Below are 15712 nucleotides of genomic sequence, written 5' to 3'. Positions count from 1 at the left end.
AAGACCTGACGGGGGCCATTCCTTGCTGCGATCACGCATCATACCTTACGCGCTCATCCTTCCGGGGATGGCCCTCCTCGCCGTGTTTCTCGTGGTGCCGACCATCTACGGCATCTGGCTGAGCCTGCACCGCTTCGACGGTCTTAACGTCGGCGCCTGGGTCGGGCTCGACCACTACCGGGCGGTTCTGTCGGACGCATCGTTCCGGCAGGCGCTCTGGCATACGGTGGCCTTCGCGATCATCGTCGTGATCGGCAAGAATGTCGCGGGCCTCGCGCTCGCCACGCTTGTCAGCCTGCCGTTGCGGGGCGCCCGGGCGGCCCGGACGCTTCTGTTCCTGCCGGTCACGCTCAACATCATCGTCGTCGGCGCCTTCTGGACCTTCTTCCTGTCCTCAGCGCGCTTCGGCGGCTTGTTCAACCAAGTGCTCGAGGCGGTCGGCCTCGGCATGTTGCAGACCTCGTGGCTGTCGAACGAACAGACCGCGCTCGCCACCGTCGCGCTGGTCGAGGTCTGGCGCTGGGCGGGCCTGCACATGCTGCTGTTCCTCGCCGGCATGCAGTCCATCGACCCCGCTCTTTACGAGGCGGCCCGGATGGACGGCACCAACGCGGTGCAACGTTTCTTCCACATCACGCTGCCGCAGCTGAAGCCGGTGATCTTCGTCTCCACTCTGCTGGCGCTGATGGGGGCGTTCGTCCGCAGCTTCGACGTGGTCTGGGTGCTGACGCGGGGCGGCTTCGGGACCGACGTGATGGTCACCCACCTCTATGACGAGGCGTTCCAGTATTCCCGCTTCGACCGCGCAGCGGCGATGGGCTTCGTGCTGTTCGCGATCATCGCCGTCATCAGCTTCCTCTACGTCTGGGCGGCTCGGGGAGGGCGCGCCGATGACTGACGCGACGCTGCGCACCCCCGCCGCCGGCGCACCGGCGTTCCGTCCCGGCGTGCTCGGCGGCCGGCTGCTGGCCTATGCCGCGCTGCTCATCGCGGTAATGCAGGCGATGGGCCCGGTGGTCTGGGTGATCGCGGGGTCGCTCAAGGACCGCTCCGAGTTCTACGTGAACCCCTGGGGCGCGCCGCAGGCGTGGAACTGGGCGAACTACTCCGAGGCCTTCGAGATCGCGCACGTCGGCGATTACATCGTCAACAGCCTCATCACCGTCGGGATGGGCCTCGCCATCCTGATGTTCACGGCCTCCACGACGGCCTACGCGCTGGCGCGATTCCGCTTCCGGGGGCAGGGCGCGGTACTGGGGCTGATACTCTGCACCATGATGATCCCGCCGGACATCCTGACGATCCCGATCTTCGTGACGATGCGCGAGCTCGGCATCCTCGGGACGCGCTTCGGGCTGGCCTGCCTCTATGCGGCGGGCGGCTTCGGCATGGCGGTGTTCCTGCTGCGCAGCTACTTCCTCGCCATCCCGACGGACCTCGAGGAGGCGGCGGTGATCGAAGGGGCCGGGCCGCTCAAGGTGCTGTGGTTCGTCATCCTGCCGTTGGCACTGCCGGGCGTACTGGCCGTCATCATCATCCAGTCGATGTCGATGTGGAACGACCTCTACCTCGCCTTCGTCTTCCTGCGTGATCCGGACCTCGCAACCGTGCCGGTCGGCCTGTTGAACTTCTTCCAGCGTGACCAGATCGACTGGCCCCGGCTGCTCGCCGCGCTGTCGGCGCTCACCGTGCCTGTCCTGATTTTCTACGCCATGTTCCAGCGCCGCTTCGTCGAAGGCTTCACCGCCGGTGCAGTGAAATGAGCGGCACCATCCTGATCTCGTCCAATCTGATCGTCGACGACATCCAGCTCTCCGACGGGTCGGAAATGGGCCTCCGGCCCGGTGGCGCCGCGCTATGGGCGGCGCTCGGGGCTCGTGCCTTCTGGCCCGATGTCACGATGCTCGCCGGGGTCGGAGAGGATTTCGATGAGGTGTTTGGCGACATCGTCGCCACGAACGGCCTGCGCCCCGAGGCGCACGTCGTACGCGATGCCCATACCATCCGCTCCCGTCTCAGCTACGCGGCCGAGGATGACCGGACCGAACGCCCCGATTTCGGTCCGGATCACTTCGAACGCATGCAGGTGACGGTGGCCGAGGCCCCGGCGGTGCTCCTCCCCGCCGCCGGGACCTACGTTTTCCGCGATCTCTGGCCGAACTTCTGGGCTGACCTCGCGGCCCGTCGCTCCACGCTCGGTACGATCTTCTGGGAGCTTCAGGGCGACGCCGCCCGAGCGGACCTCTGGGACGACATCGCCGCGCTGTTGCCGCTGGTGGATATCTTCTCGCTGAACCTCGCCGAGGCGGAGGCGATTTTCGGTGCGGTCGCTCCTGAAGAGGTGGTCGCACGGCTGCAAGAGGAAGGGGCGGCGACCGTCGTCCTTCGCATGGGGGCCGACGGAGCCATCGCGGCGGACGCGTCGCGCGCCATCATGGTGAGTCCCGCCGAAGGCCCGGTGACGGACGTTACCGGCGGGGGCAATTCGTTCTGCGGCGGGTTCCTCGCCGGGTTCGTCGCGACTGGCGGCGATCTCGACGCAGCAGCCCGCGCAGGTGCCGCCTCTGCTGCTCGCGCCATTGCGCAGTATGGTCCGCCCCCGCCTGCCGAACCGGGCGAGGCCGAGCGACTGGCCGCAACCGCCGCCGTGCGAGACCTGCAGGGGATGGGTCAATGACGCCGGCATCCCTCATCCCGCGCCTGAGCCGTCCGGCAGGTGACCGCGCTCCCGGCGACAGCGGCTACGGCTGGTTCGTCCTGCCGGCGCTGATCCTGTCGCTCTGCATCATGGTCGTACCCGGGCTCCTCACCTTCCGTGCCGCCTTCACCGAGTGGGATGGCGTCTCCGAACCGTGGTGGGTCGGGCTCGACAACTTCCGAGAGCTGAACTGGGATCCGGTCTTCTGGCAGGCGATCGCCAACAACTTGCGCTGGACGGCGCTGTTCCTGACGATTCCCATGGCGCTCGGGCTCGTCGCCGCATCCTGTCTGATGACCCGCCGCCGGAGCGCAGCGATCTACCAGGTCGTGCTGCTGTTGCCCTACGTGCTGTCACCGATCGCCAACGCGAGCATGTGGAAGTTCATTATCTTCGACCCGATCTCGGGCGTCGTCAGCTTCATGGCTGCGCGGGGCTGGGACGTGTCCAACCCTCTCGCCGATCCCGACAGCGCGCTCTACGCCGTCGCGGCGGTCGATATCTGGCACTTCTGGGGATACCTCGCGGTGATCTTCTTCGCCGCCATGCGACAGACCCCGGCGGACCAGTTGGAGGCGGCCTACCTCGAAGGCGCGAACGCCTGGCAGGTGTTCCGGCACGTGACGTTGCCCAACATTCTGCCGACCATCGCGCTGATGGTGGCGATGACCACGATCTTCAGCTTCCTGACCTTCGACTACGTCTACCTGCTGACCGGGGGCGGGCCGGCGAACTCGACCGAGTTGCTGTCGACGATGGCCTACAACAAGGCGTTTCGCACCTTCCAGGTCGGCATGGCGGCGGCGATCGCGCTGGTGATGGCGCTGTTCGGGCTGTTGGCGTCCGTCCTCTACGTCTGGCTGAGCCGGGAGTCCCTGAAATGACCGCCGCGCCGCACCTTCGCCACGCCCGGAACTTCCGTTACCTCGGCGGCGCGTTCCTTGCTGTCGCGGTGCTGAGCGCGCTGGTGCCGCTCGGCCTCGTAGTGCTGAACAGCTTCAAGAGCCACGCCGACATCGTCGCGAACCCGCTGTCGATGCCGGTCTCGTTCGACCTGTCCAACTTCTCGCGCGCCTGGTCGACGGGGGACCTGACGACCGGCCTCGTCAATAGCCTGCTCATCTGCGGCTCGACCGTGTTCGTGACCCTGACCTTCGCCTCGCTCGCCGCCTTCCCGCTGGCGCGCCGCAAGATCCGGGGCTGGCGGCTGGTGAGCCTCTACTTCCTCGTCGCGGTCACTGTCCCGATCCAGCTCTTCATGTTCCCGCTGTACTACATCTACGCCACGCTCGGCGTTGTCGGGAACTGGTTCGCCACCTCGTTGATCCTGTCGGCGATCAACCTGCCGCTCGCCATCTTCCTGTTGCGCACCTACGTGCTGACGATCCCGGTGGAGCTTGACGACGCCGCGCGGATGGACGGCGCCAAACCGCTCCAGATCTGGTGGATGGTGATCCTGCCGCTGATGACGCCCGGTCTGCTGACCGTGGGCACGCTGGTCTTCCTGCAGGCCTGGAACGAGTTCCTCGTGACCTCGACCTTCCAGCAAGGGCAGGCCAATTTCACGATGACGCTCGGCTACCTGTCGATGAATTCCGTCATGGCCACCGACAGGGGGATCATGATGGCTGGAGCCCTGCTCATCATCCTCCCCATCGTCGTGCTTTTCCTCGCGATGCAACGCTTCTTCGTCGACGGCATGACCGCCGGCGCCATCAAGGGATGACCTCATGAACACCCATGTCTCAACGATCCGCCCGGCCGAGGACCTCGGCAAGTACGCCGACCAGATCTACGCCGGTGTGCTGGGCAAGTTGATCGGCGTCTACCTCGGCCGCGCGGTGGAGGGGTGGTCCTACGAGGCGATCCGCGAGCGTTTCGACGAGATCGACTACTACGTCGCCGACAAGGTCGGCTGGCCGCTCATCGTTCCCGACGACGACATCTCGGGCACGTTCCTGTTCTACCGCGCGCTCGAAGACAACGGCTACCCGACCGACATCAAGTCGAAGGCCATTGGCGACACCTGGCTGAACCACATCATCGAGGACAAGACCGTGCTCTGGTGGGGCGGGCTCGGCCGCTCGACCGAGCATACCGCCTACCTGCGCCTGAAGGAGGGGATCGACGCGCCGCGTTCCGGCTCGGCGGAGCTGAACTCCCGCGCGATGGCGGAGGCGATCGGATCCGAGATTTTCATCGACACTTGGGCGCTGTCCAACCCGGCGAACCCCGATCGCGCCGCCTATATGGCGCGCGAGGCTGCGGCCGTCAGCCATGACGGCATCGCCATCGAAGCCGCTGTTCTGCTGGCCGCGATGGAAGCCGCCGCCTTCGAGGAAACCGGCATCGACGCGCTGCTCGACCTCGGCCTGCGTTACAACAAGAGCGATGAGCTCGCCCGGATCATCGGCGATCTGCGCAACCAGTGCGCCAAGGCGAACCACTGGCGCGAAGTGCGGGACTGGCTGGAGCAGAACCACTCCTACGGTCATTACCCGGGCTGCTGCCCTATGGTGCCGAACCACACGCTGCTGCTGGCGTCGTTCATCCTTGGCGGCGACGACGTGCAGAAGGGCCTGTCGATCGCCGTTTCCTCTGGCTGGGACACCGATTGTAACGCCGGCAACCTCGCCTGCCTGAACGGCATCCGCCTCGGTCTTCCGGCGTTCGAGCAAGGACCGGATTTCCGGGGCCCGGTGGCGGACCGGCTCTACGTGGTCGGTGCCGACGGTGGCGACTGCATGAGCGACGCGGTGATCGAGACACGCAAGATCCGCGCCACCGCCGCCGCCCTCAACGGTGAAAGCTACGACGCCCCGGCGGCTCGCTTCGCCTGGGAATACCCCGGTGCCGTGCAGGGCTGGGAACTTTGCCCACTGCATGACGGCCCGCAGGCGATCCTGCCGGTGAAGAACGCCAACGAGACCGGCGACGGCGACGGCCTGCTGCTCCGCTACGACGCGCTTGCGCGCGGCGTCTCCGGCTCAGTCTCGGTCCGCACCTTCATCGAGCCGAAGCCGCTCGCCGCGTCCGAGACGTCCTATTTCGAAGTGCTCGCCAGCCCGTCGATCTACGAGAGCCAGACAGTCACCGCCAGGGTCACGGCCTTCTCGTCGGACACGCCCGAGCTCGCCTTCTTCGTGATCTACTACGATGGCGACGGCAAGCTGACCCGGCTGGACGGCGAGCCGATCGCGCTCAAGAAGGGCGACAACGACCTGACGTGGAAAGTGCCGTCTGTCGGCGGCCTTCCGATCCAGCGCATCGGCCTATCGCTGACATCCGATCGTCGCGTGGAAGGACGGATCGCCGTCCGCTCGATGGACTGGTCCGGTGCGCCCGAGGCCTTCGTCATGGGCGGCGCGTTCGACCTGTCGCCGAACATGTCGCCATTCGACACCTCGACCTACTGGCTCAAGAGCTTCGTCAGCTCCGCGCTGCATTTCCGGCCCGACGTCGACACCACCTTCGCGCTGTCCCACCCCGGAAAGCTCGGCCTCGCCACCACCGGTACGCGGGACTGGGACGACTATTCCGCGACGGCGTGGATGACGATGGATCTGCACGAGACCGCCGGCGTCGTGGTGCGCTCTCGCGGGCATCGCCGCTTCTACGCGGGAATCCTCGCCCACGGGAAGGTGCAGATCATCCGCCAGTGGGATGCCGACCGGACCGTGCTCGCAGAGGCGCCCTTCGACTACGCCGAGAACCAGACGGTGAAAGTCACGGTGAGGGCCGAGGGCCGCAAGCTGACGCTTCTGGCCGACGATACGGAACTGACGAGTGCCGAATGCGGCCACCTTGCCTCCGGCGGCGCTGGCTTCCTGATCGAGGGCGGCACCATTCCGACCCGTGGCTTCGAGGTTCGCGCCTTCGGGAAAGGAGCCTGATCCATGTCCGACCTCACGCTTTCCGGGGTCACCAAGTCCTTCGACGGGACCGAGGTGATCTCGCCCACCGACCTCGGCATAGAGGATGGCGAGTTCGTCGTCTTCGTCGGGCCGTCGGGCTGCGGCAAGTCCACGATGCTGCGCATGATCGCGGGCCTCGAAGGGGTGTCGGGCGGGACCATCACGCTCGGTGGGCGCGACGTGACGCAATTGCCGCCGGTGGAGCGGGACGTGGCGATGGTCTTCCAGAGCTACGCACTCTACCCGCACATGACGGTTGGGGAAAATATCGCCTTCGGGCTGCGCATCTCCGGCATGTCGAAGTCCGAGCGGCGCGCCAAGGCACGCGCGGCGGCAGACACGCTGCAGCTGACCGACTACCTCGCTCGCAAGCCCAAAGCCCTCTCGGGGGGGCAGCGGCAGCGGGTCGCCATCGGCCGCGCCATCGTGAAGGAGCCGGGGCTCTTCCTGTTCGACGAGCCGCTGTCGAACCTTGATGCCGAGTTGCGCGTGCAGATGCGGCTCGAGATCGCGGCCCTGCACCAACGGCTTGGTGCGACGATGATCTACGTGACTCACGATCAGGTCGAGGCGATGACGCTGGCCGACAAGATCGTCGTGCTGCGCAAGGGCGTGATCGAGCAGGTCGGCACGCCGATCGACCTCTATACCAACCCCGCCAACGCCTTCGTCGCCGGCTTCATCGGCTCGCCCAAGATGAACTTCATCGACGGCATGATCGCTGAAGTGGCGCCGGACGGCCTGACGGTCAGTGCGCCGGCGCTGGGGGACCGACGCATAACCGTACCGTCGGCGAAGCAGTTGGTGCCCGGAACACGCGTCACGCTTGGCATCCGGCCAGAACATGTGCGGCCGGCAACGGCGACTGGCATCCCGGCGAAACGGCAGTTCGTCGAGCGGCTGGGCAACGTCGCCTACGCCTACATGACGCTGCCTGACGGCACCCAGATCACCATGGAGGAACGCGGCCTCGGTACCGATCGGGCCGCGACGGAGCAGATGCTCGAATTCGACGAGGGCGAGATGTTCGCCTTCGCCGAGGGAGGAACGCGGCTCTGACCGCGAATGAACTAGACCCAACAGGAGCTGACGACATGACGAGATCGACCCTTTTTCTGACAGGCACCACGGCACTTGCACTCGTGGCCGGCGCGGCCTCCGCACAGGACCGGCAGACCATCACCATGTGGTTCTGGGGCGCCTCGCCCGAATACCGCGAAGCGCTCGATGCGGCACTGACGCAGCCGTTCAACGAAAGCCAGGACGAGTACGAGCTCGTGATCGAATACCGCAACACCGTCGACAACGACGTGCGCGTGTCCGTCATGGCGGGGCAGGGGCCCGATCTTGTCTACACCTCCGGTCCGTCCGACGTGACGCCGCTGGCACGTGCCGGGATGCTGGAGCCGATGGAAGGCTACGCAGAACAATATGGCTGGACCGACCGCCTGCTGGAGCCGGTGCTCAACACCTGCCAGCAGCTCGATCACCTGTACTGCCTGCCGCCGTCGGTGATGGCCGACGGGATGTTCTACAACAAGGCGGTGCTCGCCGACCTCGGCTACGAGGTTCCGACGACCGTCGCCGAACTGGAAGAGATCATGGTCGCTGCGATGGATGCGGGGATGTACGGCTCCGTCACCGGCAACTCCGGCTGGCAGCCGATCAATGAGAACTACTCCTCCATCTTCATGAACCAGATGGTCGGCCCCGAAGCGATGTATGAGCTCCTGACTGGCGGCGGCGACTGGCAGTCGGCCGAGATGACGGCCGCGATGGAAGAGCTCGACCGCTGGTTCAAGGCCGGCTACCTCGGCGGCGACGACTACTTCTCGCTGAACTTCGACAGCTCGCTGCAACTGCTCAGCCAAGGTGAGGCGCCGTTCTTCTTCGCACCGTCCTTCAGCTACCAGTGGGCGGTGAACTACTTCAGCGATGAAACAGCGGACAACCTCGGCTTTACCGCGTTCCCGAACATGAACGAGGACATGCCCTATCCGATCTACTCGATCGGCTCGGCCTTCACCTACTCGATCAATGCCAACTCGGAGGTCAAGGACGGCGCGGCGATGGTGCTGGACATGATGTTCTCGCCGGAGTTCGCGACCGAGATCGCCCGCACGTGGCCCGGATACTGGTCGATCCCGCTGGTCGAATTCCCGGAAGACCCCGAAGCGACCGGCATCACCGCCGCCTACTACGATACGATGGAGTCGATCACCGACGCCGTCGGTGAGGGCGTCTTCGGGTTCAAGGTCGTCTCCTTCTTCCCGCCCGAGACGAAGGATGTCTTCATTTCCGACCTCGAGGCCGTCTGGCTCGACCGAATGAGCATCGACGATATGCTCGCCGCCGCGACCCGCGCCTTCAGCCGGGAGTACGAGCGAGGCCTCGTGCCCACGGTCACCGAGCCTTCGCTCTGATCGGTCTGGCCCCGCGGCGCAGACGCGGCGGGGCCCGCCAACAGGATCCTGACATGACGACGACAGCCGAACTCGCGGCCCGCATCGCCGGCCGAATGGCGCCCCACCCCCTTCCCGATCCCCGGTTCGGGCTGGATTTCGACGCTTTTATCCCCGGCTTCGCGGAGGCGGACGAAGCCGCCGCCTATCTGCTGGAACACGCACCGCCCCCGGCGGATGCGCTCGTCCACGTCACGCCCGACAACAGCCTGCAACCGCTCCGGGCGCGCCTGCTCGCCTCCGGTCACCCACTCCTGATGCCAACCTATGGCCTGATGCGGGGCTTCCTGCGCATTGATCCGGCTGAGGGGCATGGCGCGCTGCACCGAAGCTGGCTTGAAGGGGCGGAGCACTACGGTGACCTGGTGAGCCTGGAGGAGTTGCAGGCCGGACCGAAGGTCATGGCGCACTACGTAGGTGCCGCCGCCGTTGCGCTCAACGGAGTGCGCTTCGGCATGGGGCACCGCTATTTCGATACCGAGTTCGCGCTGATGGTGGAGGCCGGGATCACCGCCGCCGACGCCTCGGTCGTCGTGCTGGTCCATCCCGAGCAGGTTCATCACGCCCACCTCGACGCGCCGGACCACGAGGTCCGCGCCACCCTGATCGCGATGCCCGGCGACCTCGTCATCACCGGCGCCGCGACCGGCCCCTCCGTTCTGGCGGCCGAGGCAATCGCACCGGGATTGGAAAAGGCCGCGCCGGTGCGTCAGTTGCTTTCGGCGAGAGCCTGGAAATGACTGTCGAAGTTCAGTCGCGCCGTGGGCATCCAGATCGCGTAGGAATATTCCACCGCTGCGCCCTTACCGTCTCGGCCAAGCCCGGTAACCGCCAGCGTCCGCTCTCCGTCCGCGAGGTGGAGGATCAGCGCGTCCGCCGTCGACACGCTGATGAGTTCGAGATGCTTGCTGGAATGCAGCATCGTGCAATCGTAGTGCGCCTCGAGCGTCTTCCACAGCGATCCGTCGATCAGCGTGCGGCTCTCGAGTCCGGGAAACATCGCCAGCGGCACCCACGACCGGATCAGGGCCATCGGACGGCCGTCGATCTTCACAAGCCGGTTGAGAAACAGGACCTCTGTGCCCGGTGCGACCTCGAGCGCGGCGGCGATGCGCGGGGCGGGCTCGATCACCTCGTTCTGGAAGAACTGGACGCTCGGCGTGAAGCCCTGCTCGGTGAGCTGCGTCTGCAACGGCATCATCAGGCTGAGGTCGCAGTCCACCTCGGCCTGCGGGACGGTGATGACCGTGCCGACGCCGTGGTCGCGGCGGATAAGGCTCGCGTCCTCGAGCCGCTCGAGCGCGTTGCGCACCGTCATCCGGCTGATGCCGTAGAGCCGCGCCAACTCCGTTTCGCGGGGCAGGCGCATGTCGGGCGCCAAAGTCGCAGTGAGAATCTGCCGGCGGATGTCCTGTTCGACCTGGAGATAGACGGGAACCGGGGACTTCGTATCCACGGAAGAAGGATCGAGCTCGAAAGTCTGTCCGTTCTGCATGCCCGACTGGTCCTCCACACGATACCCACGCTGATGCAAAAGGTATTGGAACGTATACCTTTTGAAAACCCTGCTTTTGAACCAACGGCATCGGTGCGGCGGGTCGCCCGTCTGCGCCTCGGTGCCGTCTCCCGAACGACTGATCCAAGGACCAAGAGATGAGACCCATCGTCATAGACTGCGATCCCGGAATCGACGATTCCGTCGCCATCATGCTCGCGCTGCGCAGTGGCGCATTCGACCTCAAGGCGGTCACGACCGTCTCTGGCAACCTGACCGCCGATCTCTGCCTGGCCAACGCGCTGCGCGTGCTGGACCATATCGGCGCGCCGGACGTGCCGGTTGCGAAGGGGCCAAACAAACCGCTGACCCGGCCTTATCCGCGTGATCCGTTCTCTCATGGCGACAATGGCCTCGGAAACCTCGTGCTGCCCGACCCGACCCGGCAGGCCGATCGGCGCTTCGCGCCCGACGTGATCCTCGAGCAGGCAGAGGCGGCAGGGGGCGAGCTGTCGCTCTTCTGCCTCGGCCCGCTCACCGACCTCGCGCTCGCGGTCATCAAGGACCCGGACCTGCCGAAGAAGATCAAGGACGTCACGATCATCGGCGGTGCCTTCGGCTTCCACGCCGCCGGCAGCACCCGCGCCACGGGCGACAATCCGGCGAGCGAATGGAACATCTACGTCGATCCCGAAGCCGCGAAGATCGTCTTCGACGCCGGTTTCAACCTCTACGCGGTCGGCCTCGACGTCGCGACCCATCCGGAGGTCGAACTCCGCCCGTCCGACCGTGAGCGGCTGGAAGCATCGGACACGAAGGAAGCGGCTTTCCTGCTCGGCATCGTCGACTTCGTCGAGAAACGCGGGTTCAAATCCTACTGCGGCCTGATCGACGGCCTCGCCATCGCCAGCCTGATCGACCCCGACGTCCTGACTTTCGAGCAGGTCGCAGTCGCCGTCGAAACCGAGAGCAAGCTCGCGCTCGGGCAGACCATCGTCGATCGGCGCGAGAACTTCCGCTGGACCGACCTTCCCGAAATCAAGGCCGCGTCGACCGTCGACGCGCCGCGCTACCTCGACATGCTCGTCGGGGCCTTCTGCCCGTGAGAGGAGACACCATGACAGACACCCACGCGACCGATCACAAGGGCGACGTGCGCGCCCGCGTCTGGAGCGAACTGCGCAAAGTCGCCGTCCCGGACAGTCGTTTCCACTTCGATTTCGGCGAATTCATCTGCGATTTCGACGGGGGCGACGCAGCCGTGGACCGGCTCGTCGATCACCGCTTCTACCAGGAGGCGGACCTAATCTTCATCGCGCCGGACAACTGTCTCGAGCGGCTCCGTCTGAAGGCGCTTCAGGACGGCAAGACGGTCCTGATGACGACCTACTCTATCAAGCGGGGATTCTGGCTGCTGGACCCGGCGAAGATCGACCCGGTCGACTGGCCGCTCGCCGCGACGCTCGACGCGATGGAGCGTCTGGCGCAGCCGGTCACGCTGGCCGACATCGCCAAACTCGGGACGGTGGATTACCTCGTCACCGGGACAGGAGCGATCAATCTCGAGGGCGTGCGCTTCGGCAAGGGCCACGGCTTCTTCGACGTCGAATGGGCGATGCTGCACGAACTTGGTCGCATCACGGCGGCGACCCCAGCAGCAGCGGTGGTCCATGACTGCCAGCTGCTGACGGAAACGCTCCGCCCGGAATCCTTCGACACCGTCGTCGACGCGATCTTCACCCCGACCCGCACGATCGAGGTCGATGACCCGCACAAGCCGACGATGGGGATCATCTGGGACGTGCTGGATCCACAGATGTACGACACGATCCCCCCGCTCCAGGAGCTGAAGGCCATGTCGGCCTAAAAAGAAAAGGGAGGGCGCGCCGTCAGGCGCACCCTCCCGTTCCGGTCTTCGTCTTGCAGGCCTTCAGCCCGCTGCCGTCTCCAGCTTTTTAGCCCAGGCTTCAACGTCGAGGTCGTTGGTCCTGCCGACAATCTCTCGCCACTCGGCCGGGATAGCGTCTTCGCCCGAGTAGGCACCGCAGATCGCTCCGGCCATCGCGGCGGTGGTGTCGGTGTCCCCACGCGAGTTCGCCGCGATCCGGATCGCGATCTCCGGGTTGCCCTTGGCCCAATGGGAAAAGGCCAGTGCCGCCGGAACCGACTCGGTGCAGGGCTCCCCCGTCCCGACGAGGCGCGAGACGGTGTCGGCGACCGCCTCTTCGCTATCGAGGTCGGCGACCAGTCCGCAGGCCCACTCGATCTTCGCCCCGATATCGGGACAGTAAATCCAGTTGCCGCGCTCCGTGCCGAGTTCAGCCGCCTCTACCGAGGCCGCAACCACGTCGTCCCACGCGGCACCCTCCATCGCTGCCTTCACCGCGGCTGCCACGGCGGCAGAGCCCGAAATGGCGGGGGAGGTGTGGTGTGTCGGACGGCAGGCCGTCTCCACGAGATCGAGGAAGCCTGCGGTCCCGGCGCCACTCAACGCCGCAAAAACGCCGATCGGCGAGATCCGCATGGCCGACCCATTGGTGACTCCGGTCTTGCCCAGCTCCGACAGCGGCGTACCCGCCTCAAAGGCCAGCATCGCCCGCATCGTGCTCGGTCCCACGGCGAGTGAGTCCTTGCCTCCTACGGACACGAACCAGTCGAACAGGTGCCGCGCGACGCTCTCCGCACTGAATCCCTCCAGCAGCGCCTCGGTCAAAGCCATCGCCTGTTCCGTGTCGTCGGTGATCCGTCCCGCCGCGTAGCCGGCGTGGTACGGGCTGTTCTCCGGTCCCGGCTTCATTTCAGTCAGCCACGGCAGCTCCTTCAGGAAAGAGTTCGGCATCCCGAACGCATCGCCGCAGGCGGTGCCCCAGAGTGCGCCACGCGTGCGGGCGGCAAGGTCGATATCAGGCATGGTCAGTCAGATCTCCCAACAGGTCGGCGTAATGTTCGCGAGGCGGGCGCGAGCCCCACGCCTCGATGGTGCGGCTCGCCCATCGGGCGGCTTTCTCACCGGCAGCGGAAGGGGTGTCCCCGGCCAGCCGGCGGGCGAGGTAAACGGCTGCGAAATTGTCACCCGCGCCGGTGGCATCGACCGCCTCGGCAGGGCAGGGCGGCAGCTGGGTGGTCGTGCCGTCAACGGTCACCGTGGCGCCACGCGCGCCGTCGGTCACGACAAGCTCCCGTGCATTCAGCCGTGGCACATTGGTGGCTTGGTCCTTATCCAGCACGGCGAAGGCCCAGTCGTGCGCAAGTGCTTCTGGCGGCGCGAAGCCGACGAGCGCGGCAGGGACGCCAGCCCCGCGAGCCATCTCGAGGATCGCGTCCGACCAGTGCCCCCAGACCGGCGCGATGATCACGAGGTCAATTCCCACCAGCATGTCCGCCTGTGTGACGTGCGGGACATCCGCCGGCGGGGCGCTCCAGCCGAGCCGGGTATCGGGCGTGTAGACCACCACGCTTCGGACCGGGCCGCCGCCGTAGGCCGGGCAGGGAGCGAGGTCGACACCCTCCTGCAAGAGGGCGTCCAGGTCGGTCTCGCCTCGGCCATTCCTCGGAACCGGGTGCCACAGCTTCGCTGATCCGCCCGTTCTGCAGACGGCGAGCGCGATTGTCATCGCTGCGCCGCCCTGTTGCCATCGGCCATCCGCTCCGGGACCGGGGAAGAGCGATGCGAACTCGGACGGGCCGGGAACCCGGTCGCCCCGGCAGACGAGGTCGAGATGTGCGGCCGAGCCGGCCACGAGTATCGTCATCAGGTCGCCTCCTACTGTTAAAATAGGTATAGTCCTATATACCTATTTGGGGCAAGCAACCTCGGCTGGAATCTCTGGTCGTTCCGGCAATCGCCAGACGCATGTTTGAATATTTGGGCACATGCGGTGCGGCTCACAGCATGATGTCAATCGGAACGCCGCTTCAGCATAAGCCGTCCCGCCGCCTCGCGGGACCGATCGCTGAACGCGGTGTGCTCGCAGGCTAGGCGCGCGGTTCCCGGTCGAGCGGATGCACCGTGGGCGGCGGTCCGCAGGTGCTCCGCACGATCAGTTCGTTCACCACGCGGATCTGGAGCGGCACGCCGGGCCAGTCGGCGTCTGTGGTGCGCAGATGCATGATGCGGGCGAGCGTGCGACCCATCTCCTGGCCCTTCACCCGTACGGTGGTTAGCGGCGGGCTCACCAGCCGCGCGGGGGTGAAGTCGCCGAAGCCGATGATCGTCACGTCCTGCGGGATTCGCCAGCCCCGTGACAGCAGGTCGGTGACCACCGCCATGGCGAGCGTGTCATGCGCGCAGAATAGCGCGGTCGGCCGCACGTTCTTGCGCAGAAGCCGGGTGAACGCTTCCGAGAAGGACGAGTCCTCCTCCCAGGACAGGTCATGGATCGTGGTGCCCGTCACTTCGGCCGCGACGCGCGCGCCGGACAGCCGGACCCGCCGGCCCCGCAGGTCGCCCGTGCCATGGACATAGACGATTTCCCTGTGGCCGAGCGTGTGCAGATGGTTCACCACGGCCTCGCCCGACCCGTGGTCGGTGCCGCCCACCACGTCGACCTGTGCGAGCGGACCGGTCCACCCCGAATGCACGACCGGGACGCCGGAGGCTTCGATCGCCCGCTTCGCCGTCTCGTCGGACACATTGATCGCGAAGACCGCGCCGGCATTGCGCAACACGTCCTCGATCGAACCGCCATGGTGCAGCCAGTGGCTGCGCAGATCGTAATTCAGCCGGCCCGCCTCGCGCTGAAGCCCGGCGAGGATCTGGCTGTGGAGCTCCGCGTTCACGTGGTCGCGGTCGTCGAAAATGGCGACAACCTCGCTCTGGCTTGGCGGGGTGGGGCGCTCGTAGCCGAGCTCGTCCGCGACCTCCATGATGCGCTGCCGGGTGGCCTCGCTGACGCCGTCCTTGCCGGACAGCGCGCGGGACACCGCGTATTTCGACATGCCACTTTTTTCGGCGATGATTCTCAGCGTGACTTTGCTCATGACTGCCATTCCCTAACGCTGCGGTGCGGAATGAGATCGAGAATTCTTATTTTGAACAATGATATAACCTATTTTCTGCGGCGCTGATAAAGATCTTTGTCATAACGGTTTACCTAACGATATGGACCATTGAAAGGTAAAGTTGCGACCGGCGATAGGAGAG

General features: G+C 65.9%; 15 protein-coding genes. 11 read left to right on the top strand and 4 right to left on the bottom strand.

The window, feature by feature from the left end; genetic code table 11:
- Nucleotides 1–22: 22 nt before the first annotated feature.
- The 9 genes from I8N54_RS13245 to I8N54_RS13205 are packed head-to-tail and all read left to right on the top strand — an operon-like array spanning nt 23 to nt 9814.
- The gene (locus I8N54_RS13245) at nt 23–898 is read left to right on the top strand and encodes a carbohydrate ABC transporter permease (RefSeq protein ID WP_140197312.1); all 876 of its coding nucleotides are present in this window, start codon (nt 23–25) and stop codon (nt 896–898) included.
- A complete protein-coding gene (locus tag I8N54_RS13240; protein ID WP_197097670.1) occupies nt 891–1763 on the top strand; it encodes a carbohydrate ABC transporter permease in 873 nt (290 codons plus the stop codon). Before I8N54_RS13245 ends, I8N54_RS13240 begins: the two co-directional genes overlap by 8 nt.
- Nucleotides 1760–2677, top strand: coding sequence for a carbohydrate kinase family protein (locus tag I8N54_RS13235; RefSeq protein ID WP_140197310.1), 918 nt, complete (start codon nt 1760–1762; stop codon nt 2675–2677). Before I8N54_RS13240 ends, I8N54_RS13235 begins: the two co-directional genes overlap by 4 nt.
- Nucleotides 2674–3582, top strand: a complete 909-nt coding sequence (locus I8N54_RS13230; RefSeq protein WP_140197309.1) for a carbohydrate ABC transporter permease — start codon at nt 2674–2676, stop codon at nt 3580–3582. Before I8N54_RS13235 ends, I8N54_RS13230 begins: the two co-directional genes overlap by 4 nt.
- Nucleotides 3579–4424: a carbohydrate ABC transporter permease gene (locus I8N54_RS13225; protein ID WP_140197308.1), complete on the top strand. Its 846-nt coding sequence runs from the start codon at nt 3579–3581 to the stop codon at nt 4422–4424. Before I8N54_RS13230 ends, I8N54_RS13225 begins: the two co-directional genes overlap by 4 nt.
- A gap of 4 nt (nt 4425–4428) precedes the next feature.
- Entirely contained in the window at nt 4429–6591 is a 2163-nt protein-coding gene (locus tag I8N54_RS13220) for an ADP-ribosylglycohydrolase family protein (protein ID WP_140197307.1), read from the top strand.
- A gap of 3 nt (nt 6592–6594) precedes the next feature.
- Complete coding sequence (locus I8N54_RS13215; RefSeq protein ID WP_140197306.1) at nt 6595–7671, top strand: ABC transporter ATP-binding protein; 1077 nt, start codon at nt 6595–6597, stop codon at nt 7669–7671.
- A gap of 35 nt (nt 7672–7706) precedes the next feature.
- Nucleotides 7707–9035: an ABC transporter substrate-binding protein gene (locus I8N54_RS13210; RefSeq protein ID WP_140197305.1), complete on the top strand. Its 1329-nt coding sequence runs from the start codon at nt 7707–7709 to the stop codon at nt 9033–9035.
- A 53-nt stretch (nt 9036–9088) separates the two neighbouring features.
- Nucleotides 9089–9814 carry a 5-formyltetrahydrofolate cyclo-ligase gene (locus I8N54_RS13205; RefSeq protein ID WP_140197304.1) on the top strand — a complete coding sequence of 242 codons (726 nt, stop codon included), beginning with the start codon at nt 9089–9091 and terminating at the stop codon, nt 9812–9814.
- Here I8N54_RS13205 and I8N54_RS13200 read toward each other — a convergent pair.
- Nucleotides 9784–10569 carry a GntR family transcriptional regulator gene (locus I8N54_RS13200; RefSeq protein ID WP_140197303.1) on the bottom strand — a complete coding sequence of 262 codons (786 nt, stop codon included), beginning with the start codon at nt 10567–10569 and terminating at the stop codon, nt 9784–9786. The two genes, I8N54_RS13205 and I8N54_RS13200, sit on opposite strands and share 31 nt — an antisense overlap.
- Before the next feature lie 158 nt (nt 10570–10727).
- On the opposite strand from I8N54_RS13200, the gene I8N54_RS13195 reads away from it, so the two are divergent.
- Together I8N54_RS13195 and I8N54_RS13190 are read left to right on the top strand one after the other, a co-directional pair.
- Complete coding sequence (locus I8N54_RS13195; RefSeq protein WP_140197302.1) at nt 10728–11675, top strand: nucleoside hydrolase; 948 nt, start codon at nt 10728–10730, stop codon at nt 11673–11675.
- A gap of 11 nt (nt 11676–11686) precedes the next feature.
- The gene (locus tag I8N54_RS13190; protein ID WP_140197301.1) at nt 11687–12436 is read left to right on the top strand and encodes a 5-formyltetrahydrofolate cyclo-ligase; all 750 of its coding nucleotides are present in this window, start codon (nt 11687–11689) and stop codon (nt 12434–12436) included.
- A gap of 63 nt (nt 12437–12499) precedes the next feature.
- Here the strand turns inward: I8N54_RS13190 and I8N54_RS13185 are convergent, their stop codons facing one another.
- From I8N54_RS13185 to I8N54_RS13175, 3 genes are all read right to left on the bottom strand, one after another.
- Nucleotides 12500–13480 carry an ADP-ribosylglycohydrolase family protein gene (locus I8N54_RS13185; protein ID WP_140197300.1) on the bottom strand — a complete coding sequence of 327 codons (981 nt, stop codon included), beginning with the start codon at nt 13478–13480 and terminating at the stop codon, nt 12500–12502.
- The gene (locus I8N54_RS13180; protein WP_140197299.1) at nt 13473–14321 is read right to left on the bottom strand and encodes a carbohydrate kinase family protein; all 849 of its coding nucleotides are present in this window, start codon (nt 14319–14321) and stop codon (nt 13473–13475) included. The genes I8N54_RS13185 and I8N54_RS13180 overlap by 8 nt, the downstream gene beginning before the upstream one ends.
- Nucleotides 14322–14544: 223 nt before the next feature.
- Nucleotides 14545–15549, bottom strand: a complete 1005-nt coding sequence (locus I8N54_RS13175; RefSeq protein WP_197097669.1) for a LacI family DNA-binding transcriptional regulator — start codon at nt 15547–15549, stop codon at nt 14545–14547.
- Nucleotides 15550–15712 lie beyond the last annotated feature (163 nt).

It is taken from the genome of Pelagovum pacificum (assembly GCF_016134045.1).
Classification (GTDB): Bacteria; Pseudomonadota; Alphaproteobacteria; order Rhodobacterales; family Rhodobacteraceae; genus Oceanicola; species Oceanicola pacificus_A.
The sequence above is the reverse complement of the archived record's forward strand: the minus strand, read 5'-3'. Positions and strand labels throughout refer to the sequence as shown.

Coding starts and splice junctions, on each gene's coding strand:
- I8N54_RS13230 (WP_140197309.1), top strand. CDS start 2,674: ATGACGCCGGCATCCCTCATCCCGCGCCTGAGCCGTCCGGCAGGTGAC.
- I8N54_RS13175 (WP_197097669.1), bottom strand. CDS start 15,549: ATGAGCAAAGTCACGCTGAGAATCATCGCCGAAAAAAGTGGCATGTCG.
- I8N54_RS13220 (WP_140197307.1), top strand. CDS start 4,429: ATGAACACCCATGTCTCAACGATCCGCCCGGCCGAGGACCTCGGCAAG.
- I8N54_RS13215 (WP_140197306.1), top strand. CDS start 6,595: ATGTCCGACCTCACGCTTTCCGGGGTCACCAAGTCCTTCGACGGGACC.
- I8N54_RS13225 (WP_140197308.1), top strand. CDS start 3,579: ATGACCGCCGCGCCGCACCTTCGCCACGCCCGGAACTTCCGTTACCTC.
- I8N54_RS13210 (WP_140197305.1), top strand. CDS start 7,707: ATGACGAGATCGACCCTTTTTCTGACAGGCACCACGGCACTTGCACTC.
- I8N54_RS13205 (WP_140197304.1), top strand. CDS start 9,089: ATGACGACGACAGCCGAACTCGCGGCCCGCATCGCCGGCCGAATGGCG.
- I8N54_RS13180 (WP_140197299.1), bottom strand. CDS start 14,321: ATGACGATACTCGTGGCCGGCTCGGCCGCACATCTCGACCTCGTCTGC.
- I8N54_RS13195 (WP_140197302.1), top strand. CDS start 10,728: ATGAGACCCATCGTCATAGACTGCGATCCCGGAATCGACGATTCCGTC.
- I8N54_RS13235 (WP_140197310.1), top strand. CDS start 1,760: ATGAGCGGCACCATCCTGATCTCGTCCAATCTGATCGTCGACGACATC.
- I8N54_RS13190 (WP_140197301.1), top strand. CDS start 11,687: ATGACAGACACCCACGCGACCGATCACAAGGGCGACGTGCGCGCCCGC.
- I8N54_RS13200 (WP_140197303.1), bottom strand. CDS start 10,569: ATGCAGAACGGACAGACTTTCGAGCTCGATCCTTCTTCCGTGGATACG.
- I8N54_RS13185 (WP_140197300.1), bottom strand. CDS start 13,480: ATGCCTGATATCGACCTTGCCGCCCGCACGCGTGGCGCACTCTGGGGC.
- I8N54_RS13240 (WP_197097670.1), top strand. CDS start 891: ATGACTGACGCGACGCTGCGCACCCCCGCCGCCGGCGCACCGGCGTTC.